The sequence below is a fragment of the Streptomyces sp. NPDC026417 genome, from assembly GCF_055567695.1.
Genome location: NZ_JBVHPY010000018.1, coordinates 121,552 through 138,391 on the forward strand (window position 1 = coordinate 121,552; position 16,840 = coordinate 138,391).

The 16,840-nt window shown below is 72.7% G+C and carries 16 protein-coding genes; 2 read left to right on the forward strand and 14 right to left on the reverse strand.

The window, feature by feature from the left end:
- Positions 1-29: 29 nt before the first annotated feature.
- The gene (locus ACZ4NT_RS26700) at positions 30-296 is read right to left on the reverse strand and encodes a GlsB/YeaQ/YmgE family stress response membrane protein (RefSeq protein WP_121405474.1); all 267 of its coding nucleotides are present in this window, start codon (positions 294-296) and stop codon (positions 30-32) included.
- A gap of 187 nt (positions 297-483) precedes the next feature.
- On the opposite strand from ACZ4NT_RS26700, the gene ACZ4NT_RS26705 reads away from it, so the two are divergent.
- A complete protein-coding gene (locus ACZ4NT_RS26705) occupies positions 484-1,761 on the forward strand; it encodes an APC family permease (RefSeq protein WP_467727993.1) in 1,278 nt (425 codons plus the stop codon).
- Between the two features lie 266 nt (positions 1,762-2,027).
- On the opposite strand, the gene ACZ4NT_RS26710 is transcribed toward ACZ4NT_RS26705, so the two are convergent.
- From ACZ4NT_RS26710 to ACZ4NT_RS26770, 13 genes are all read right to left on the reverse strand, one after another.
- Positions 2,028-2,594 (reverse strand): SMI1/KNR4 family protein, encoded by a 567-nt coding sequence (locus ACZ4NT_RS26710; protein WP_121405472.1) that lies wholly within the window; start codon positions 2,592-2,594, stop codon positions 2,028-2,030.
- Between the two features lie 242 nt (positions 2,595-2,836).
- Complete coding sequence (locus ACZ4NT_RS26715; RefSeq protein ID WP_121405471.1) at positions 2,837-3,229, reverse strand: YccF domain-containing protein; 393 nt, start codon at positions 3,227-3,229, stop codon at positions 2,837-2,839.
- Positions 3,226-4,089, reverse strand: a complete 864-nt coding sequence (gene htpX, locus ACZ4NT_RS26720) for a zinc metalloprotease HtpX (protein ID WP_121405470.1) — start codon at positions 4,087-4,089, stop codon at positions 3,226-3,228. Before htpX ends, ACZ4NT_RS26715 begins: the two co-directional genes overlap by 4 nt.
- A 345-nt stretch (positions 4,090-4,434) precedes the next feature.
- A complete protein-coding gene (locus tag ACZ4NT_RS26725) occupies positions 4,435-5,934 on the reverse strand; it encodes an NADH-quinone oxidoreductase subunit N (RefSeq protein ID WP_467727996.1) in 1,500 nt (499 codons plus the stop codon).
- Positions 5,931-7,508, reverse strand: a complete 1,578-nt coding sequence (locus ACZ4NT_RS26730; RefSeq protein WP_121405468.1) for an NADH-quinone oxidoreductase subunit M — start codon at positions 7,506-7,508, stop codon at positions 5,931-5,933. The genes ACZ4NT_RS26725 and ACZ4NT_RS26730 overlap by 4 nt, the downstream gene beginning before the upstream one ends.
- A gap of 6 nt (positions 7,509-7,514) precedes the next feature.
- Positions 7,515-9,506 (reverse strand): NADH-quinone oxidoreductase subunit L, encoded by a 1,992-nt coding sequence (locus tag ACZ4NT_RS26735; protein WP_121405467.1) that lies wholly within the window; start codon positions 9,504-9,506, stop codon positions 7,515-7,517.
- Complete coding sequence (gene nuoK / locus ACZ4NT_RS26740) at positions 9,503-9,895, reverse strand: NADH-quinone oxidoreductase subunit NuoK (protein WP_121405466.1); 393 nt, start codon at positions 9,893-9,895, stop codon at positions 9,503-9,505. Before nuoK ends, ACZ4NT_RS26735 begins: the two co-directional genes overlap by 4 nt.
- Positions 9,895-10,599: an NADH-quinone oxidoreductase subunit J family protein gene (locus tag ACZ4NT_RS26745; protein WP_467727999.1), complete on the reverse strand. Its 705-nt coding sequence runs from the start codon at positions 10,597-10,599 to the stop codon at positions 9,895-9,897. The genes nuoK and ACZ4NT_RS26745 overlap by 1 nt, the downstream gene beginning before the upstream one ends.
- Positions 10,596-11,210, reverse strand: a complete 615-nt coding sequence (locus tag ACZ4NT_RS26750; RefSeq protein ID WP_467728001.1) for a NuoI/complex I 23 kDa subunit family protein — start codon at positions 11,208-11,210, stop codon at positions 10,596-10,598. The genes ACZ4NT_RS26745 and ACZ4NT_RS26750 overlap by 4 nt, the downstream gene beginning before the upstream one ends.
- A complete protein-coding gene (locus ACZ4NT_RS26755; RefSeq protein WP_121405463.1) occupies positions 11,210-12,178 on the reverse strand; it encodes a complex I subunit 1 family protein in 969 nt (322 codons plus the stop codon). Before ACZ4NT_RS26755 ends, ACZ4NT_RS26750 begins: the two co-directional genes overlap by 1 nt.
- On the reverse strand, positions 12,175-14,061 hold the full coding sequence (locus ACZ4NT_RS26760; protein WP_467728004.1) for an NADH-quinone oxidoreductase subunit C: 1,887 nt from the start codon (positions 14,059-14,061) through the stop codon (positions 12,175-12,177). The genes ACZ4NT_RS26755 and ACZ4NT_RS26760 overlap by 4 nt, the downstream gene beginning before the upstream one ends.
- Positions 14,058-14,654 (reverse strand): NADH-quinone oxidoreductase subunit B, encoded by a 597-nt coding sequence (locus ACZ4NT_RS26765; protein ID WP_467728006.1) that lies wholly within the window; start codon positions 14,652-14,654, stop codon positions 14,058-14,060. The genes ACZ4NT_RS26760 and ACZ4NT_RS26765 overlap by 4 nt, the downstream gene beginning before the upstream one ends.
- A complete protein-coding gene (locus ACZ4NT_RS26770) occupies positions 14,645-15,073 on the reverse strand; it encodes an NADH-quinone oxidoreductase subunit A (RefSeq protein ID WP_467728008.1) in 429 nt (142 codons plus the stop codon). The genes ACZ4NT_RS26765 and ACZ4NT_RS26770 overlap by 10 nt, the downstream gene beginning before the upstream one ends.
- 221 nt (positions 15,074-15,294) lie before the next feature.
- Here ACZ4NT_RS26770 and ACZ4NT_RS26775 point away from each other — a divergent pair, with 221 nt between their 5' ends.
- Complete coding sequence (locus ACZ4NT_RS26775; RefSeq protein WP_121405459.1) at positions 15,295-16,506, forward strand: sensor histidine kinase; 1,212 nt, start codon at positions 15,295-15,297, stop codon at positions 16,504-16,506.
- The last annotated feature ends 334 nt before the right edge of the window (positions 16,507-16,840 follow it).

Here is a 16,840-nt window from a genome sequence, read left to right on the forward strand (position 1 = left end):
CCATGGACTGCTGCCTCAGCGGTCCGCGCTCAGCGGCGTGAGTCCCCGAACAGGATGCGGTAGATCACCAGCAGGACGAGCGAGCCTCCGATCGCGGCAGCCCAGGTGGCGCCGTCGTAGAACTCCTTGCTGATCGGGTGATCAAGCCAACGGGCCGAGATCCAGCCGCCGATGAAGGCGCCCGCGACGCCGATGAGCGTCGTCCCGACGAACCCGCCCGGGTCCCGGCCCGGCAGCAGGAACTTGGCGATGGCCCCGGCCAGCAGTCCCAGAATGATCCAGCTGATGATGCCCATGCCCCGAACCTGCCTCTCCGTACTGTGCCTGAGCTGCGTTCCTGCTCCGGCCAGGCTGTGTTCAAGCACGTGAGCCGCTCGTCGTTCCTGCCGGTGAGCGGCTCGCCGCGCTCGTGTTGACGTCCCGTCGCCGGAGAGGACGCCCGTGCGCCACCGGTCGGTTGCTCTGATCAGTAGGGTGCGGGTCATGACACACCAGGGGGCATCCGGGCCGGACGCGGGTGCAGGTGCCGGTGGCGGGCTGCGACGGACGCTCGGCGTCGGGGACGCGGTCGTGATCGGACTGGGGTCCATGGTCGGCGCCGGGATCTTCGCCGCCCTGGCCCCCGCGGCCCGGGCGGCCGGCTCCGGGCTGCTGATCGGCCTCGCGGTCGCCGCCGTCGTCGCCTACTGCAACGCGATGTCCTCCGCGCGGCTGGCAGCCCTGTATCCCGCCTCCGGTGGCACGTACGTGTACGGACGCGAGCGCCTCGGTGACTTCTGGGGGTACCTCGCGGGCTGGTCGTTCGTCGTCGGCAAGACGGCCTCCTGTGCGGCGATGGCGCTCACCGTGGGCGCGTACGTCTGGCCGGGGCAGGCGCACGCGGTGGCGGTCGCCGCCGTGGTGGCTCTGACCGCGGTGAACTACGGCGGGATCCAGAAGTCGGCCTGGCTGACCCGGGTGATCGTGGCGGTGGTCCTCGCGGTCCTCGCTTCCGTGGTGGTCGTGTGCAGCGGCTCGGGCACCTCCGACGCCGGGCGGCTCGACGTCGGCCTCTCCGGAGGGGCGGACGGGGTGCTTCAGGCGGCCGGCCTGCTGTTCTTCGCGTTCGCCGGGTACGCGCGGATCGCGACTCTCGGCGAGGAGGTCCGGGATCCGGCGCGCACGATTCCGCGTGCCATTCCGCTGGCGCTCGGTATCGCACTGGCGGTGTACGTGGCCGTGGCCGTGTCGGTTCTGTCCGTCCTGGGTGCGGAGGGGCTGGGGGCGGCGTCGGCTCCCCTGGCCGATGCCGTGCGGGCGGCGGGGGTCTCGTGGCTCGTGCCGGTGGTGCGGGTGGGTGCGGCTGTGGCCGCGCTGGGCTCCCTCCTCGCACTGATCCTGGGCGTGTCGCGGACGACGCTGGCCATGGCGCGTGACCGGCATCTGCCGGGTGCCCTGGCCGTCGTCCACCCGCGCTTCCAGGTGCCCCACCGTGCGGAGCTCGCGGTGGGTGCCGTGGTCGCGGTGCTGGCCGCGACGGTGGATGTGCGGGGTGCCATCGGTTTCTCCTCCTTCGGTGTGCTGGCGTACTACGCGGTGGCCAACGCGTCGGCCTGGACGCTCGGTTCGGCTCCCGTGCAGCGGGTCGGCCCGGTGGTGGGTCTCGTCGGGTGCGTGACGCTGGCGTGCGCGCTGCCGGGGGTCTCGGTCGTGGTGGGAGCGGCTGTCCTGGCGGCGGGGGCGGCGGCCTACGGCGTGCGACGGTGGGCGGCTTCCCGGTAGGCAGTGGGCGGCCCGTGGTGGGCATTGGGTGGCCTGGTGGTGGGCATCGGGTGGCTCGTGCGGTCTCCCGGTGGGCGGTTCGCGGCCTGGGCGGTCTCCCGGTGGGCGGTTCGCGGCCTGGGCGGCCTCCCGGTGGGCGCTGGCGGTGGGCGCCGGGCGGTGGGCGGTGGACCGCCCCGCGGTGGGCGGCGGGCGGCCTCCCGGTAGGTGATACGCAGTGAGCGGTGGCGGATCGCGGCAGGACGTGAGTGGAGGGGGGCGGCCGGTTACGTGGGCCGGGTCGGCCCCGTCCGTATGCGGAAGTCGGGCCAGGGGGCCAGGTCGGCGCTGTCGTTCGCCTCCTCGTACCAGCCGGTGCCGTCCAGCCAGGTGCGCAGCCAGTCCTTGAGGCTCGGCGCGTCCACGAACCAGGCGTCGTCGGCGCGGTCGGCGTTCGGTTCGAAGAGCAGGACCGTGCCCTCCGGGTCCTGGCAGTCCACGCAGGCGTACATTCCACAGCCCCAGTGGGATATCGGCAGGACGCCCTCGGGCCAGGGCCGGTCCGAGTCCTGGACGCTCTCCGCGCGATGGGCGGCGTACTGCGGGACGACCGCCGGCTCACCGGACGGTGCGCTGTCGAGGAGCGGCAACAGTCCGTACTCCGGGCCGAATCCGCCGTCTCCTATCCGCAGGTAGAGCGCGGCGAGCAGCGCCGGCAGCGGGAAGCCGAGGACGGATTCCGCACGGGCGATCGCGGACGGGGTCACGGGTTCGGGGAGCGACGGCCAGCCCCATGGACGGGTGTCGCGGGCCCGTACGGCGACCCGTGCCAGCAGCTGCTCGATTTCGGTCATGCGCTCATGATGCAGCCCGCCACCGACAGCCGTGGAGGCCTGTGGACACCGGCGGCTCGGCGGCGTCCGAGCCTGTGGAAAACGTTGGCTGCGGCCGAGTTGAGGAGTTGAGGACCTGTGGGGGTCCGGGTGACCGGCCGTCCGGCGGTGGCGGGAGTGGGGCGGAGCGGCCGGGCGGGCGGGCCGGCGACGTACGGAACCGGGGCGCACGTAGACCGCCGCCCCGGTCCCGCCTCCGGACGCTAGCGCGTCGCGAACGGCTGGTCCGAGCGCACGATTTCACGGCCCAGCGGGAGCAGCGAGACAGGGATGAGCTTGAAGTTGGCGATGCCGAACGGGATGCCGATGATCGTGAGGCAGAGGGCGATGCCCGTCACGATGTGGGTGAGGGCGAGCCACCAGCCCGCGAGGACCAGCCACAGGACGTTGCCCACGCAGGAGGGGGCGCCCGCGTCGTGGCGCTCCACGGCCGAATAGCCGAACGGCCAGAGCGCGTAGACGCCGATGCGGAAGGCCGCGATGCCGAACGGGATGCCGATGATGGTGATGCACAGCAGCACGCCCGCGAGCAGATAGCCGAGGAACAGCCAGAAGCCGCTCAGGATGAGCCAGATGATGTTCAGGATTGTCTTCACTGGTGCCGACCTGCCATCTTCTCGAGCCGGGCGATGCGCTCCGCCATCGGCGGATGCGTGGAGAACATCTTGGAGAGTCCCTGGCCCGGGCGGAACGGATTCGCGATCATCATGTGGCTCGCCGTCTCGATGCGCGGCTCGGGGGGCAGCGGCAGCTGCTTGGTGCCGGCGTCCAGCTTGCGCAGCGCGCTCGCGAGGGCCAGCGGGTCCCCGGTGAGCTGGGAGCCGGAGGCGTCCGCCTCGTACTCCCGGGAGCGGCTGATGGCGAGTTGGATGAGGGACGCCGCGAGCGGGCCCAGAATCATGATCAGCAGCATGCCCAGGAGGCCGGGGCCGTCGTCGTCGTTCGAGCGGCCGATCGGGATCAGCCAGGCGAAGTTGACGAGGAACATGATCACGGAGGCGAGCGCACCGGCGACGGACGAGATCAGGATGTCGCGGTTGTAGACGTGACTCAGTTCGTGTCCGATGACGCCGCGCAGCTCGCGCTCGGACAGGATCCGCAGGATGCCGTCGGTGCAGCACACCGCGGCGTTGCGCGGGTTGCGGCCCGTCGCGAACGCGTTCGGCGCCTCGGTGGGCGAGATGTACAGGCGCGGCATGGGCTGGCGGGCCTGGGTCGAGAGCTCACGGACCATGCGGTACAGGGCCGGCGCCTCGAACTCGCTCACCGGACGGGCGCGCATCGCGCGTAGCGCCAGCTTGTCGCTGTTCCAGTACGCGTACGCGTTGGTGCCGACGGCGATGACGAGGGCGACGATCAGACCCACACGCCCGAAGAAGCTGCCGATGACGATGATGAGTGCGGACAGTCCCCCGAGGAGGAGGGCCGTCCTGAGCCCGTTGTGCCGGCGGTGCACGGTACGCCCTCCAAGTGGTGCGGCAGGGGAACCCTTGCTTGCTGATGCTGCGTGCGTCCACTCCTCAGTGGACCCTCCCGTACTGGTCAACGCCAGGCGGGAGGCACTAGTTCCCTTGTGCCCGCCGCTGCGGACGTGGGCCGACCGGGTGACGGGGACGGTGGCTCCACGCGCGCATGGGGGCGTCGTGAGGCCGTCGGCCGGACACGCGTCCACCCGCGGGCGCGAGTTGGGTACACGCCCGCGTGCCGGGGCGCCGGGGACTCGTTGTCGCAGGTGTCGCCGCACGGGCCGAGGGCGGCCGACCCGGGCGGGACGGATCCGTCGTCACCGGGTCCGGACCGGTCAGAAGAGGCCGGTGTCCGAGAAGCGCAGGACCAACTGGGGTGCTCCGGAGAGGGCGATTCCGAGGACGGCCGTCAGGGCGATGGCGGCGGCGAGCGGGGCCGGGACCCGGTGCTCGGCGGCCTCTCCCTCGGGTGCGCGGAACAGCAGGGTCGTCCACTGGAGGTAGTAGAAGAGTGCGATCACCACATTCACGGCCATGACCACGGCCAGCCAGCCGAGCCCGGCGTCGACGACCGCCGAGAAGACGGTGACCTTGGCGAAGAGGCCGACGATGCCCGGCGGCAGTCCCGCGAGGCAGAGCAGGAAGAAGCCCAGGAGCAGCGCCGTGACGGGGTTCGCGGCGTAGAGGCCGCGGTAGTCGCTGACGCGGTTCAGGGGCCTCGTACGGGCCACGAGGGCGGCCACGGCGAACGCACCGAGGTTCACGGCGGCGTACATCAGGGCGTACGCGACGGTGGAGCCGATGGCCTTCTGCGGGTCCTCGGAGTAGGCGGCGGCCGCGATCGGCACCAGGAGGTAGCCGGCCTGGCCGACGGAGGACCAGGCGAGGAGGCGGACCGCGCTGTACGCGCGCGTGGGCCGCTGGCGCAGGGCGCCGACGTTGCCGATGGTCATGGTGAGGGCGGCCAGTACGGCGAGCGCGGGTCCCCAGATGTCCGCGTACGAGGGGAAGGCGACGACCGTGACGAGGATCAGGCCGGAGAACCCGACCGCCTTGCCGACGACCGACAGATAGGCGGCGATCGGCAGGGGTGCGCCCACGTAGGTGTCGGGCACCCAGAAGTGGAAGGGCACCGCGGCCGTCTTGAAGGCGAAACCGATGAGCGTGAGGACGACGCCGGTCTGGGCGAGGGTGACGAACTGGCCGTCGACGTGCTGGATCTTGTCGGCGATCTCCGTCAGGTACAGGGTGCCGGTCGTGGCGTAGACGAAGCTGACGCCCATGAGGCTGACGGCGGTCGCGGTGACCGAGGACAGGAAGAACTTCAAGGCCGCTTCGGAGGACTTTCTGTCGCCGTGCCTGATGCCGACCAGGGCGAAGGCCGGCAGTGAGGCGACCTCCAGGGCGACGATGAGGGTGGCGAGGTCCCGGGAGGCGGGCAGCAGGGCGGCGCCGGCGGCGGAGGACAGCAGCAGGAACCAGTACTCGCCCTCGGGGAGCTCCTTGTCGGCGTCCTTCAGGGCGGTCACCGAGAGCAGGGCTGCCAGGAGCGCGCCGCCGAGGACCAGGAACTGGATGACCAGCGTGAACCGGTCCGCGGTGTAACTGCACACGTCGGCGTCGCCGGTGAGGCAGAAGGTGGCGCGGTCCCCGTCCAGGAGGGGCAGCAGCGTCAGCGCGGAGGCGGCGAGACCGGCCACCGCGATCCAGCCGAGCAGCGGCTTCCTGGCCTCGCCGACGAAGAGGTCGGCGACGAGCACGACGAGTCCGACGGCGGCCGCGAGGGTGGGCGGCGCGATCGCGAGCCAGTCGACGGACTGGACCAGGGAGCTCATCGGGTGCCTCCTGCGAAGAGCTGCTGCACGGCCGGGTCGGTGAGGCCGAGGAGGGCCCTCGGCCAGAGTCCGGCGATGACGGTGAGGACGACGAGCGGGGTCCAGGCGGCGAACTCGTAGGCCTGCACGTCGGCGAGCCGCGGGGCGTCCTGTCGGGGCACGGCGCCCATGCAGACGCGGCGCACCACGACGAGCATGTACGCGGCGGTCAGCAGGGTGCCGAAGGCGGCGATCGCCATGAAGGTCAGGAACGCGGGGCGGCTGAGGTCGTCGGCCGGTTCGAACGCGCCGAAGAGCGCCAGCATCTCGCCCCAGAACCCGGCGAGGCCGGGCAGTCCGAGCGAGGCGACGGCACCGAAGGCGAGCAGGCCGCCGAGCCGCGGTGCCTTGCCGTAGAGGGCGGCGCCGGTCTCCTGGGCGAGGGTGTCGAGGTCGGTGGTGCCCGTACGGTCCTTGAGCGCGCCGACCAGGAAGAAGAGCAGGCCGGTGATGAGGCCGTGGGCGATGTTGGCGAAGAGCGCGCCGTTCACGCCCGTCGGGGTCATCGTCGCGATGCCGAGCAGGACGAAGCCCATGTGGCCGACGGAGGAGTACGCGATGAGGCGCTTGAGATCGCCCTTCGCGCCCTGTTTGGCGAGGGCGAGGCAGGCCAGCGATCCGTAGATGATGCCGACCACCGCGAGCGCGGCGAGGTAGGGCGCGAACGTGGCCATTCCCTCGGGCGTGACCGGGAGCAGAATCCGGACGAACCCGTACGTTCCCATCTTCAGCAGCACGCCCGCCAGCAGGACCGAGCCGACGGTGGGCGCGGCGGTGTGGGCGTCGGGCAGCCAGCTGTGCAGCGGCCACATCGGCGTCTTGACGGCGAGCCCGAGCCCGACCGCCAGAACCGCGATGACCTGCACGGATGTGGTCAGCCCCCGGCCGTTGTCAGTGGCGAGTGCCACCATGTCGAATGTGCCCGCTTTGATCCCGATCAGGAGCAGGCCCAGGAGCATGACGACGGACCCGAGCAGGGTGTACAGGATGAACTTCCAGGCGGCGGCCTGCCGCCCGGCACCGCCCCAGCGGGCGATGAGGAAGTACATCGGGATCAGCACCATCTCGAACGCGAGGAAGAACAGCAGCAGGTCGAGGACGGCGAAGGTCGCGAGGGTGCCGGACTCGAGCACGAGGACGAGAGCGACGAACGCCTTCGGGGTGGGGCCCGCGGGCATCTTGAAGTAGCTGTAGAGCGCGCAGAGGAAGGTCAGCAGCGCGGTCAGGACCAGAAGGGGGAGGGAAATGCCGTCGACACCGAGGTGGATGCGCACATCGAGTGCGGGGATCCAGCTGATGTCCGTGGTGGCCTGCATCTTCGACGGGTGGTCGTGGTCGAAGCCGAGCGCGAGGGCGATCGCGGCGATGAGCACGGCACCGGTGACGAACACCCCGTGCCGCAGCACCGCCTGCTCGGGCGACTTCCCCTTCAGCCCGGGCGGCGCCGGGAGGAGGGCCGCGGCGGCGCCGATGAGCGGGCCGACGACGATCAATGCGAGAAGGATCTGCATCACGGATTCGCTGATATCGATCACGCCTGCTCACGCTCCCGTGGCGACGAGGAGGACGGCGACCGTCAGGACGACGGTGCCGGCGAGCAGCGCGCTCACATAGGTCTGCACATTGCCGGTCTGGGCGCGCCGTGCGGCCTCGCCGAGCCAGCGGGGCAGGGCGCCGGCCCCGCGTACGTAGGTGTCGACGACCTCGCGGTCCAGGAACCGGACGAGTGTGGCCGCGGCCTGGACCGGGCGGACGAACAGGTTCGTATAGAGGGCGTCGAGGTGGAAGCCGACGGCCGCGTGGCGGTGCAGCGGGCCGAGCAGGAGACGGCCGGGGTCCGCCGGATCCGGTGCGGAGGCGACGTCCCCGTAGGCCGGCGCATGGCTGGCGATGGCCTCGGCCTCGACCAGTCCGGCGTCGCCCTCGGGGTGGGCCGCCACCGCGCCGAGCGGGGTGGGCGCGGTCATGGCGGTGGTGTGCCGCCAGGCGCCGTAGGTGACGAGACCGCCGACCAGGGCGAGTCCCGTACCGAGGACGGAGGTGGTGAGGACCGGAGTCAGGTCGCGGCCGTCGAACCAGTCGGGCAGCGGACCGTATGCCAGGCCGAAGGCGAGCGAGGGGACGGTGAGCACCCAGAGCACCACGGTCATCGTGAGCGGCTGCCTGCCGTGGTCGGGAGCCTCGGCTCCCCGGCCGCAGAAGGCGAGCAGCCACAGGCGGGTCGCGTAGGCGGCGGTGAGTACGGCGGTGACCAGGCCGGAGACGAGGACGATCCAGCCGGCGGCGCCGGGGGCGTGCTCGGTGTGGCCGGTGGCGACGTGCTCGGCGGCCCCGAGGACGGCCTCCTTGGAGAAGAAGCCGCTGAACGGCGGGATCGCGGTGAGCGCGAGCAGCGCCACGGTCATCGTCCAGTAGGCGTCGGGGACGCGGACGCGCAGGTCCTTCATGCGGGACATGGCGGCCAGCGAGTTGGTGCCGGAGGCGTGGATGATCACGCCGGCGGCGAGGAAGAGCAGCGCCTTGAAGGCGCCGTGCGACAGGAGGTGGAAGACGGCGGCCCCGCGGTCGGCGACGGCGAGGGCGCCGGTCATGTAGCCGAGCTGGCCGATCGTCGAGTACGCGAGGACGCGCTTGATGTCGTCCTGGGCGAGCGCGGCGAGCGCCGAACCGGCCATCGTGACCGCGGCCATCACGGCGAGGACCACCATCGCGGCCGCGGAGGCCTCGAACACGGGGAGGAGCCGGGCGACGAAGTAGACGCCGGCGGCGACCATCGTCGCGGCGTGGATCAGCGCGGAGACGGGCGTGGGGCCCGCCATCGCGTCGGGCAGCCACGTGTGCAGCGGGAACTGCGCCGACTTGCCCGCCACGCCGGCGAGGAGCAGCAGGGCGATCAGGGTCGGATGGTCGAGTCCGCCGCTCGCGACGGTGCCGAGGACTTTCGTGATGCGGAAGGACCCGGCGTCGGTGCCGAGCGCGAACAGGCCGATCAGGAAGGGGACGTCGCCGAGCTTGGTGACCAGGAAGGCCTTGATCGAGGCGGCGCGCGCCTCGGGGGTCTCCCAGTAGTGGCCGACCAGGAAGTACGAGCAGATGCCCATGATCTCCCAGCCGACCAGCAGCACGATCAGGTCGCCGGAGTAGACGACGAGCATCATCGCGGAGGTGAAGAGGGAGACGAGAGCGGCGTACGAGGGGTAGCGCGGGTCGTCGCGCAGGTAGCCCGTGGAGTAGATCTGCACGCAGGACGCGACCAGGCCGACCACGACGGCGACGAGGGCGGCGAAGCCGTCGATGTGCAGGGCGAGCTCGATGGGGACCGAGCCGGTGGGCGTGAGTTCGGTGGCGGCGTCGACGGCCTGGCCGCCGCCCTGGCGCACGGCGACCAGCACGGCCAGGACGAGTGCCGCGAGGGTCGGGAGTACGGCGAGGGGGCGTACGAAACCGGGGGCCGTCCGGCCGAGCAGCAGGCCGGCCACGGCGCCCAGGAACGGGAGGAGGGGGACGAGGACGGCGAGGGTGGTCGTGGTCACGCGGTGGCCTCAGCCTTCTCGGCCGTGGTCGGCGCGGCGGTGTCCGGGCCGGCGCCGTCGGGGCCGTCGCCGGTCTCGGCGGTGTCGCGGAGCTTGTCGATGTCCGAGGTGCCGCGGTTGCGGTGGACGGCGAGGACGATCGCGAGGCCGATGCCGATCTCGGCGGCGGCGATGGCGATGGTGAACAGGGTCAGCGCCTGGCCGGAGTGCAGCGTGTCGCGGGCGGCCTTGGACAGCCAGACGTCGAAGGCGACGAGGTTCAGGTTGACGGCGTTGAGCATCAGCTCGACGGACATCAGGACCAGGATCGCGTTGCGGCGCGCGAGGACTCCGTACAGGCCCGTGCAGAACAGGAGGGCGGAGAGCACGGCGGGATAGGCGAGGTGCATCAGCGGTTCCCTTCCTTGCCGGAGGGCCGCTCGCCGGTCGCCGTCGGGCCGGGGACCGTGCGGCTCGGGGGGAGCTTGCCGGAGGGCGGTGTACCGGGTGCGGTGCCGGCCGGGCCGGACTCCTCGGCCGCGGCCTTGCGGGACAGCACGATCGCGCCGACGAGGGCGGCGAGGAGCAGCACCGAGAGCGCCTCGAAGGGGAGCACCCAGCTCTGGAAGAGGCTCTCGCCCGCCACTTCGGTGGAGCCCTCGGCGGCGCCGTCCAGATCCATCCAGGTCGTGCGGAAGGCGTCGACGACGACCCAGACCAGGGCGGCGGCAGCGGCGACGGCCACGGCGAGGGCGGCCCAGCGGTTGCCGGAGTCGGCGTCCGGCGAACGACCGATGGGGGCTCTGGTGAGCATCAGCCCGAACAGGAGGAGGACGACGACGGAGCCGACGTAGATGAGGACCTGCACCCAGGCGATGAACTCGGCGGTGAGGAGGAGGTATTCGACGGCGAGGCCGCCGAGCGCGACCACCAGCCAGAGGGCGGCGTGCACCAGCTGCCTGGTGGTGACGGTCACGATCGCGGCGCCGAAGGTGACGAGGCCGACGAGGAGGAACGCGATCTCCACGCCGGTCGGCGACAGGAAGCCGTGGCTCTCGGCGGCGGTGGTCGTGGCGCGTGCCGTGGCGACGGCCGTGGCGGCTGCGAGGCTCACGACTGGCCCTCCCGCGGCTCGGTGGGACCGGCCGGCCCCGGCTGACCGTTGTCGTCACTCGGCGCGGGCTGCTCGGCTCGCGTCGCCTGCTCGGCGGCCAGCTTGTCGGCGGTCTTGCGGGCGGCGGCGCTCTCCTTCGGTTCCTCGGCGCCGGGGTCGAGGGCGGGCGGGGCCGGAACCGTCCACATCCATTCGCGGAGCTTGTCGCGTTCGTGGGTGAGTTCGTGGATGTCGGTCTCGGCGTACTCGAACTCCGGGGACCAGAAGAGGGCGTCGAAAGGGCAGACCTCGATGCAGATACCGCAGTACATGCACAGGGCGAAGTCGATGGCGAAGCGGTCGAGGACGTTGCGGCTGCGCTCGCGGCCACCGGGCGCGGCGGGCGGGACCGTCTCCTTGTGGGAGTCGATGTAGATGCACCAGTCCGGGCACTCGCGGGCGCACAGCATGCAGACCGTGCAGTTCTCCTCGAAGAGGCCGATGACGCCGCGGCTGCGGGGCGGGAGTTCGGGCTGGGCGTCCGGGTACTGCTCGGTGACGGTCTTCTTCGTCATCGTGCGGAGCGTGACGGCGAGGCCCTTGGCCAGGCCGGCGCCGGGGATGGGGGCCACTAGGAGTTCACCACCTTGACGACGCCGGTGAGGGCGATCTGGGCGAGGGCGAGCGGGACGAGGAGGGTCCAGGCGAGTTTCTGGAGCTGGTCCTCGCGGAGACGGGGGTAGGTGACGCGCAGCCAGATGACGACGAAGGCGAGGATCGCGGTCTTCAGCAGGGTCCACACCCAGCCGAGGCCGTCGGCACCCCACGGGCCGTGCCAGCCGCCCAGGAAGAGGACGGTGGTCAGGCCGCACAGGACGACGATCCCGGCGTACTCGGCGAGGAGGAAGAGGGCGAAGCGCAGGCCCGTGTACTCGGTGTACGCGCCGAAGATGATCTCCGAGTCGGCGACGGGCATGTCGAAGGGCGGGCGCTGGAGTTCGGCGAGGCCGGCGACGAAGAAGACGACGGCGCCGACGATCTGCCAGGGCAGCCACCACCATTCGAACGCGTCGACGATGCCGGGCAGGGAGACCGTGCCGGCCGCCATCGCGACCGAGGCCGCGGTGAGGAGCATGGGCAGTTCGTACGCGAGGAGCTGGGCGGCCGTGCGGAGGCCGCCGAGCAGGGAGAACTTGTTGGCCGACGCCCAGCCCGCCATGAGCGAGCCCAGGACGCCCACGCCCATGACGGCGAGGACGAAGAAGATGCCCGCGTCGACGACCTCGCCGACGGCGCCCTCGCCCGGGCCGATCGGGATGGCGAGCAGGACCAGGAGGTACGGGAGGAGGGCGACGGCGGGTGCGAGCTGGAAGATACGGCGGTCCGCCCCGGCCGGGACGACGTCCTCCTTCTGGGCGAACTTGACTCCGTCCGCGACCAGTTGGGCCCAGCCGTGGAAGCCGCCCGCGTACATCGGGCCCAGGCGGCCCTGCATGTGGGCCATCACCTTGTGCTCCGTCTGCCCCACGATCAGCGGGAAGGTCAGGAACACGACGAAGACGACGAGGAGTCGCAGGGCGACGTCGAGAGCGTCGTTCACTGCGGGCCTCCGGTGGGGTCGTCCTTGGCGGGGTCGGCTCGACGAGCGGGCCCCGAGCCGGGTCGGGCGTCGGGCGCGGACTCGCGATCGGGTCCGGCGTCGGGCGCGGACTCTCGATCGGGTCCGGCATCGGCGTCGGCGTCGGCGTCGCGTGCGGGGCCGGGTTCGGTCTCGCGTGCGGGGGCGGTTCCGGCCTCGGGCTCGGGCTCCCTCGCGGGGGCAGGTCCGGGTCCGGCCTCGGGCTCCCTCGCGGGGTCGGCGTCGGGCTCGGGTCCGGTGTCGGGCTCGGGTCCGGTGTCGGGCTCGGGTCCGGCTTGCGTACGTGGCTCGGCGTCGGGCTCGGCATGCGCGGGGCGCTCGGAGTCCGCGTCGGCGCCGGCATCGGCACCGGCGTCGGGCGCCGGGCCGGGCTCCGCCTTCGGTCCGGCCGTCCCGGAGGGTCGGGTCTCGGGGGCGGCATCGGGTTGCGTACCGGCGTCGGATTCGGTGGCCTTGTCGGCGTCCGGGTCGGGGCCGGCCTCCGGCTCGTCGAACGCGGGCCGGGCGTGGTGCCACGGAGCGTCCGCGCTGCGCGGGGCCCTGGCGGGCTTCGGCTCGGCGGGGCGCGACGGTGCCGCCCGCTCCGGGGTCCGCTGCACCCCGTCGGTGTCACTCGCGGAACCGTTCTCCGGACCAGCGTCCGGACCAGCGTCCCGGCCGGTCTCCGGAGCGGCGTCCCGGGCGGCACCCGGGTCGGACTTCCGGCCGGCGTCCTCCGCGCCGGCCCCCTCCGGGCCGGCCGGGGTGCTCGGTTCCGCCGGACCGGTCGCGGCACGCTGGGTCGCCGAACCCTCGCCCGCGCTGCGCGCCCGCCGCGGCCTCGCCGGACCATTGGCACCGGTCGCGTCGCCGGCACCGGCGGAACCGCCGGCCGAATCCGCCGGAGCAGCCGGAGCCGCCGCGGTGGCCTCACCCGACGGAGCCTCAGGAGCCGGCGGAGTCCCCGGAACCGCGGGAGCCTCAGGAGCCGCACCGCCCGTGGGAGTCGTGGAAGTGCCCGGGGCTGCCGGAGCCGCCGGCGCGTCCGTCGGCGTCTGCCGGCTCGCCGAGCCCTCGCTCGCCGACCGGGCCCGCCGCGGCCCGGCCGGACCCCCGGCCGCGCCAGCCGCACCGGGCGCCCCAGGGGGCGTGGAAGGCGTGGGCGAGGGGCCGGGAGATGCCGGGGTGGCCGCGGGGGTCTGGCCGGCCGAGCCCTCGGCCGCCGTGCGGGTGCGGCGCGCCGGCCGGTCGCCGGCGGCGCGCGCGGCACCCCGGGCGGGGCGGGCCGGAGCGGGCGGGACCTGCCCCTTCAGGGGGCCCCACTCGTTCGGGTCGGGGACGCCGGGCGGGAGCATCTGCCGCCGCTTGGGGCCGCCGTGGTCCGACTCCCCCGGCTCCTTCGCGCCGGGCCATGCCTTGGCGACCCGGGCGGCGAGCACGAAGTCCTTGCGCAGCGGATGCCCCTCGAAGCCCTCGGGCAGCAGGAGCGGGTCCAGGCCGGGGTGTCCCTCGAAGTCGACGCCGAACATCTCGTGGGTCTCGCGCTCGTGCCAGCCGGCGCCCGCGTAGACGGTGACGGCGGACGGCAGGACCGGCGCGGAGTGCGGCACGGTCGTACGGACGAGGAGCCGGCGCACCGGGGACAGGGCGACCACGTGGGCGGAGACGCGGAAGCCCGTGCCGGGTTCGTCGACGGCGCTGAGCCAGTCGAAGTACGTGCACCGCAGGGTGTCGCGCGCGGTCTCCAGCGCGGTGGTCCAGGACGCCGGCGGTACGTCGACGGTGAGGAGCGCGTAGGACTCCTCGGCCGTGGCGTCGGGGCCGAAGAGTTCCTCGACGGGGGCGGGCAGCCAGCCGGTGGTCATCGGCCCTCCCCTGCCGCGGGCGGCTGCACCAGGCCGCTCTGGAGCGCGGCCGTGGAGGGACGGGCGGTGCCGTACCGCTCGCTCAGCGACTCGCGGGCGATCTTCTCCTGGAGCTTCAGGATCCCCTGCAGCAGGGCCTCGGGCCGGGGCGGGCAGCCGGGGACGTACACGTCGACGGGGATGATCTGGTCGACGCCCTTGGTCACGGAGTACGAATCCCAGTACGGGCCGCCGCAGTTGGAGCAGGCGCCGAAGGAGATGACGTACTTGGGCTCCGGCATCTGCTCGTAGAGGCGCTTCACGGCCGGGGCCATCTTGTCCGTGACCGTGCCGGAGACGACCATCAGGTCGGCCTGGCGGGGGCCGGGCGCGAAGGGGATCACGCCGAGGCGGATGAAGTCGTGCCGGGCCATCGACGCGGCGATGAACTCGATCGCGCAGCAGGCGAGGCCGAAGTTGAAGACCCACAGGCTGTAGCGGCGGCCCCAGTTGAGGACCACCTTCATCGGCTCGGGAGCCAGCCGGGCGAGCGCGCCCAGCCTCTTCGGCTCGGGAAGCAGTACCGGCTGGGCCGGCTCCGGGGTCACGTCCATGTGAGGACGCCCTTCCTGTAGGCGTACAGCAGGCCCACGGCGAGGAAGCCGAGGAAGATGAACATCTCCACGAGCGTGGTCGCGCCGTAGCCGGCCCGGGCGAAGACGGTTGCCCACGGGAACAGGAAGATCGAGTCCACCGCGAAGATGACGTACAGGAACGCGTAGACGTAGTAGCGGACCTGGGTGTGGGCCCAGCCCTCGCCCACGGGGTCGACACCACACTCGTAGGTCAGGAGTTTCTCGGGTGTCGGCACGACGGGACGCAGCAGTCGTCCGGCGCCGAAGGCGACGGCGACGAACACCACCCCGACGAGGGTGAGCAGTCCGACGACCGAGTAGGACTGGAAATAGTCCGACGCGACCACGGTCGCGGCCTCCACGCCCCCGGTCCCGGCGGCAACGGTCGGTTCCGGCACGTCCGCCCCTCGCTCTCTGACCTCGTGGTCCTTCGTGAACCTCGCGTTCGACGATCTGTACGCACGGGAGTCTAGGGCCTGCTAAAGAACGCGTAAGCAGCCCGTCACGCCTTGGCATGGGCAGGACGCCCGTGGAACACCGCCGGGGTGGGGTTTTCCCCCGGGCGTCGTGGCGGCCCGCCTCATGGCGCCGGGACGCGCGGCCCGGCACGCTAGCGCATATGACCGAACGCATCACGACCACCGGCGCCGCGGACGAGCCGGCGTCCGACAGCGGGCTCCTGCCGCCCGCACGCCTCGCCCTGGACCGGCAGACGTGGAAGGAGATCGCGCACCTCCTCGCCAATCTGCCGATCTCGATCCTCGGCTTCACCTACGTCGTGGCCGTGATGTCGACCGGAGCGGGGCTCACGGTCACCGTGGTGGGGCTGCCGTTGCTCGCGGGCGGGCTGATGGGCGCGCGGCTGCTGGGCAGGGCGGAGCGGGCGCGGGCCCGGGCGCTGCTCGGCGTGCGGATCGAGGAGCCGAGCCGTCTGCCGATGGGCCGGGACGGTTTCTTCGGCTGGCTCTGGTCGACGCTGAAGGACCCGGTGGGCTGGCGGACGACGCTGTACGAGTTCATACGGCTGCCGTGGGGCATCGCTACGTTCACGATCACGCTGGTGTCCTTCTTCGTGTTGTGGCCGGTGCTGCCGTTCATCACCCGTGGTCTGACCAACGCGGACCGGGCGATGGTGCGGGGGCTGCTGTCCCCCTCGGACGAGCTGGAGCGGCGCATCGCCGAGCTGGAGTCGGACCGCGGGGTGGTCGTCGACACCGCCGCGGCGGATCTGCGGCGCATCGAGCGCGACCTGCACGACGGGGCCCAGGCCCGGCTGGTCAACCTCGCGATGGGGCTGGGGCTGGCGAAGGAGAAACTCCTGGAGGGCCAGGCCGACGACAGCGTCGCGGTGATGGTCGAGGAGGCGCACGGCGAGGTGAAGCTCGCGCTGCAGGAGCTGCGCGACCTGGCCCGCGGGATCCATCCCGCGGTGCTCACGGACCGCGGTCTGGACGCCGCCCTGTCCTCGATCGCCTCGCGGTGCACGGTGCCGGTGAAGGTGACGGCGGATCTGACGGAGAGGCCGGCCGCGGCCATCGAGGGCATCGCGTACTTCACGGTCTCCGAGCTGCTGCAGAACGTCAGCAAGCACAGTGGGGCGCGGTCGGCCTCGGTGGACGTGTGGCGGGCGGACGAGCGACTGCTCATCCAGGTGAGGGACGACGGACGCGGCGGGGCCAGTCTCGACGGCGGTACGGGGATGGCGGGCCTCGCGGACCGCCTGGGCGCGGTCGACGGGCTGTTCCTCGTCGAGTCGCCGGAGGGCGGACCGACCACGGTCACCGCCGAGCTGCCGTGGCGGGCCCGGGAGGCCGGGGACGAGCGGCGGTAGCGACGCCCACCTCCCCACCGGGTGCCACCCGGCCGACGGCGCCGGCACCCCGCCTCCCCGCACCCCGGGTGCCACCCGGCCGACCGGCACCCCTGCCCCCTGCACCCCGGGTGCCGGTCGGCCGACCCCGACCGAGCACCCCGGCCGGTGCCGCCCTCGTACCCCCCGCACTCCCCCCGGCAATGCCACCCGGTGTACGACGCCCAAGCCGCGCGTACGCGGGGTGCCGCCCGTCCGCCGGGCACCGCACGCACGCCGGCATCGCCCGCGCACCGGGCCCCGACCGGCCTCGCCCCCGACCGGCCGGGCGGGGACGCCGCAATGCCGCGTCCCC

Bases quoted from the DNA above. Each gene is read 5' to 3' on its own strand.
- ACZ4NT_RS26700 (WP_121405474.1), bottom strand. From the start codon at position 296: ATGGGCATCATCAGCTGGATCATTCTGGGACTGCTGGCCGGGGCCATC.
- ACZ4NT_RS26705 (WP_467727993.1), top strand. From the start codon at position 484: ATGACACACCAGGGGGCATCCGGGCCGGACGCGGGTGCAGGTGCCGGT.
- ACZ4NT_RS26710 (WP_121405472.1), bottom strand. From the start codon at position 2,594: ATGACCGAAATCGAGCAGCTGCTGGCACGGGTCGCCGTACGGGCCCGC.
- ACZ4NT_RS26725 (WP_467727996.1), bottom strand. From the start codon at position 5,934: ATGAGCTCCCTGGTCCAGTCCGTCGACTGGCTCGCGATCGCGCCGCCC.
- nuoK (WP_121405466.1), bottom strand. From the start codon at position 9,895: ATGCACCTCGCCTATCCCGCCGTGCTCTCCGCCCTCCTGTTCTGCACG.
- ACZ4NT_RS26760 (WP_467728004.1), bottom strand. From the start codon at position 14,061: ATGACCACCGGCTGGCTGCCCGCCCCCGTCGAGGAACTCTTCGGCCCC.
- ACZ4NT_RS26765 (WP_467728006.1), bottom strand. From the start codon at position 14,654: ATGGACGTGACCCCGGAGCCGGCCCAGCCGGTACTGCTTCCCGAGCCG.
- ACZ4NT_RS26775 (WP_121405459.1), top strand. From the start codon at position 15,295: ATGACCGAACGCATCACGACCACCGGCGCCGCGGACGAGCCGGCGTCC.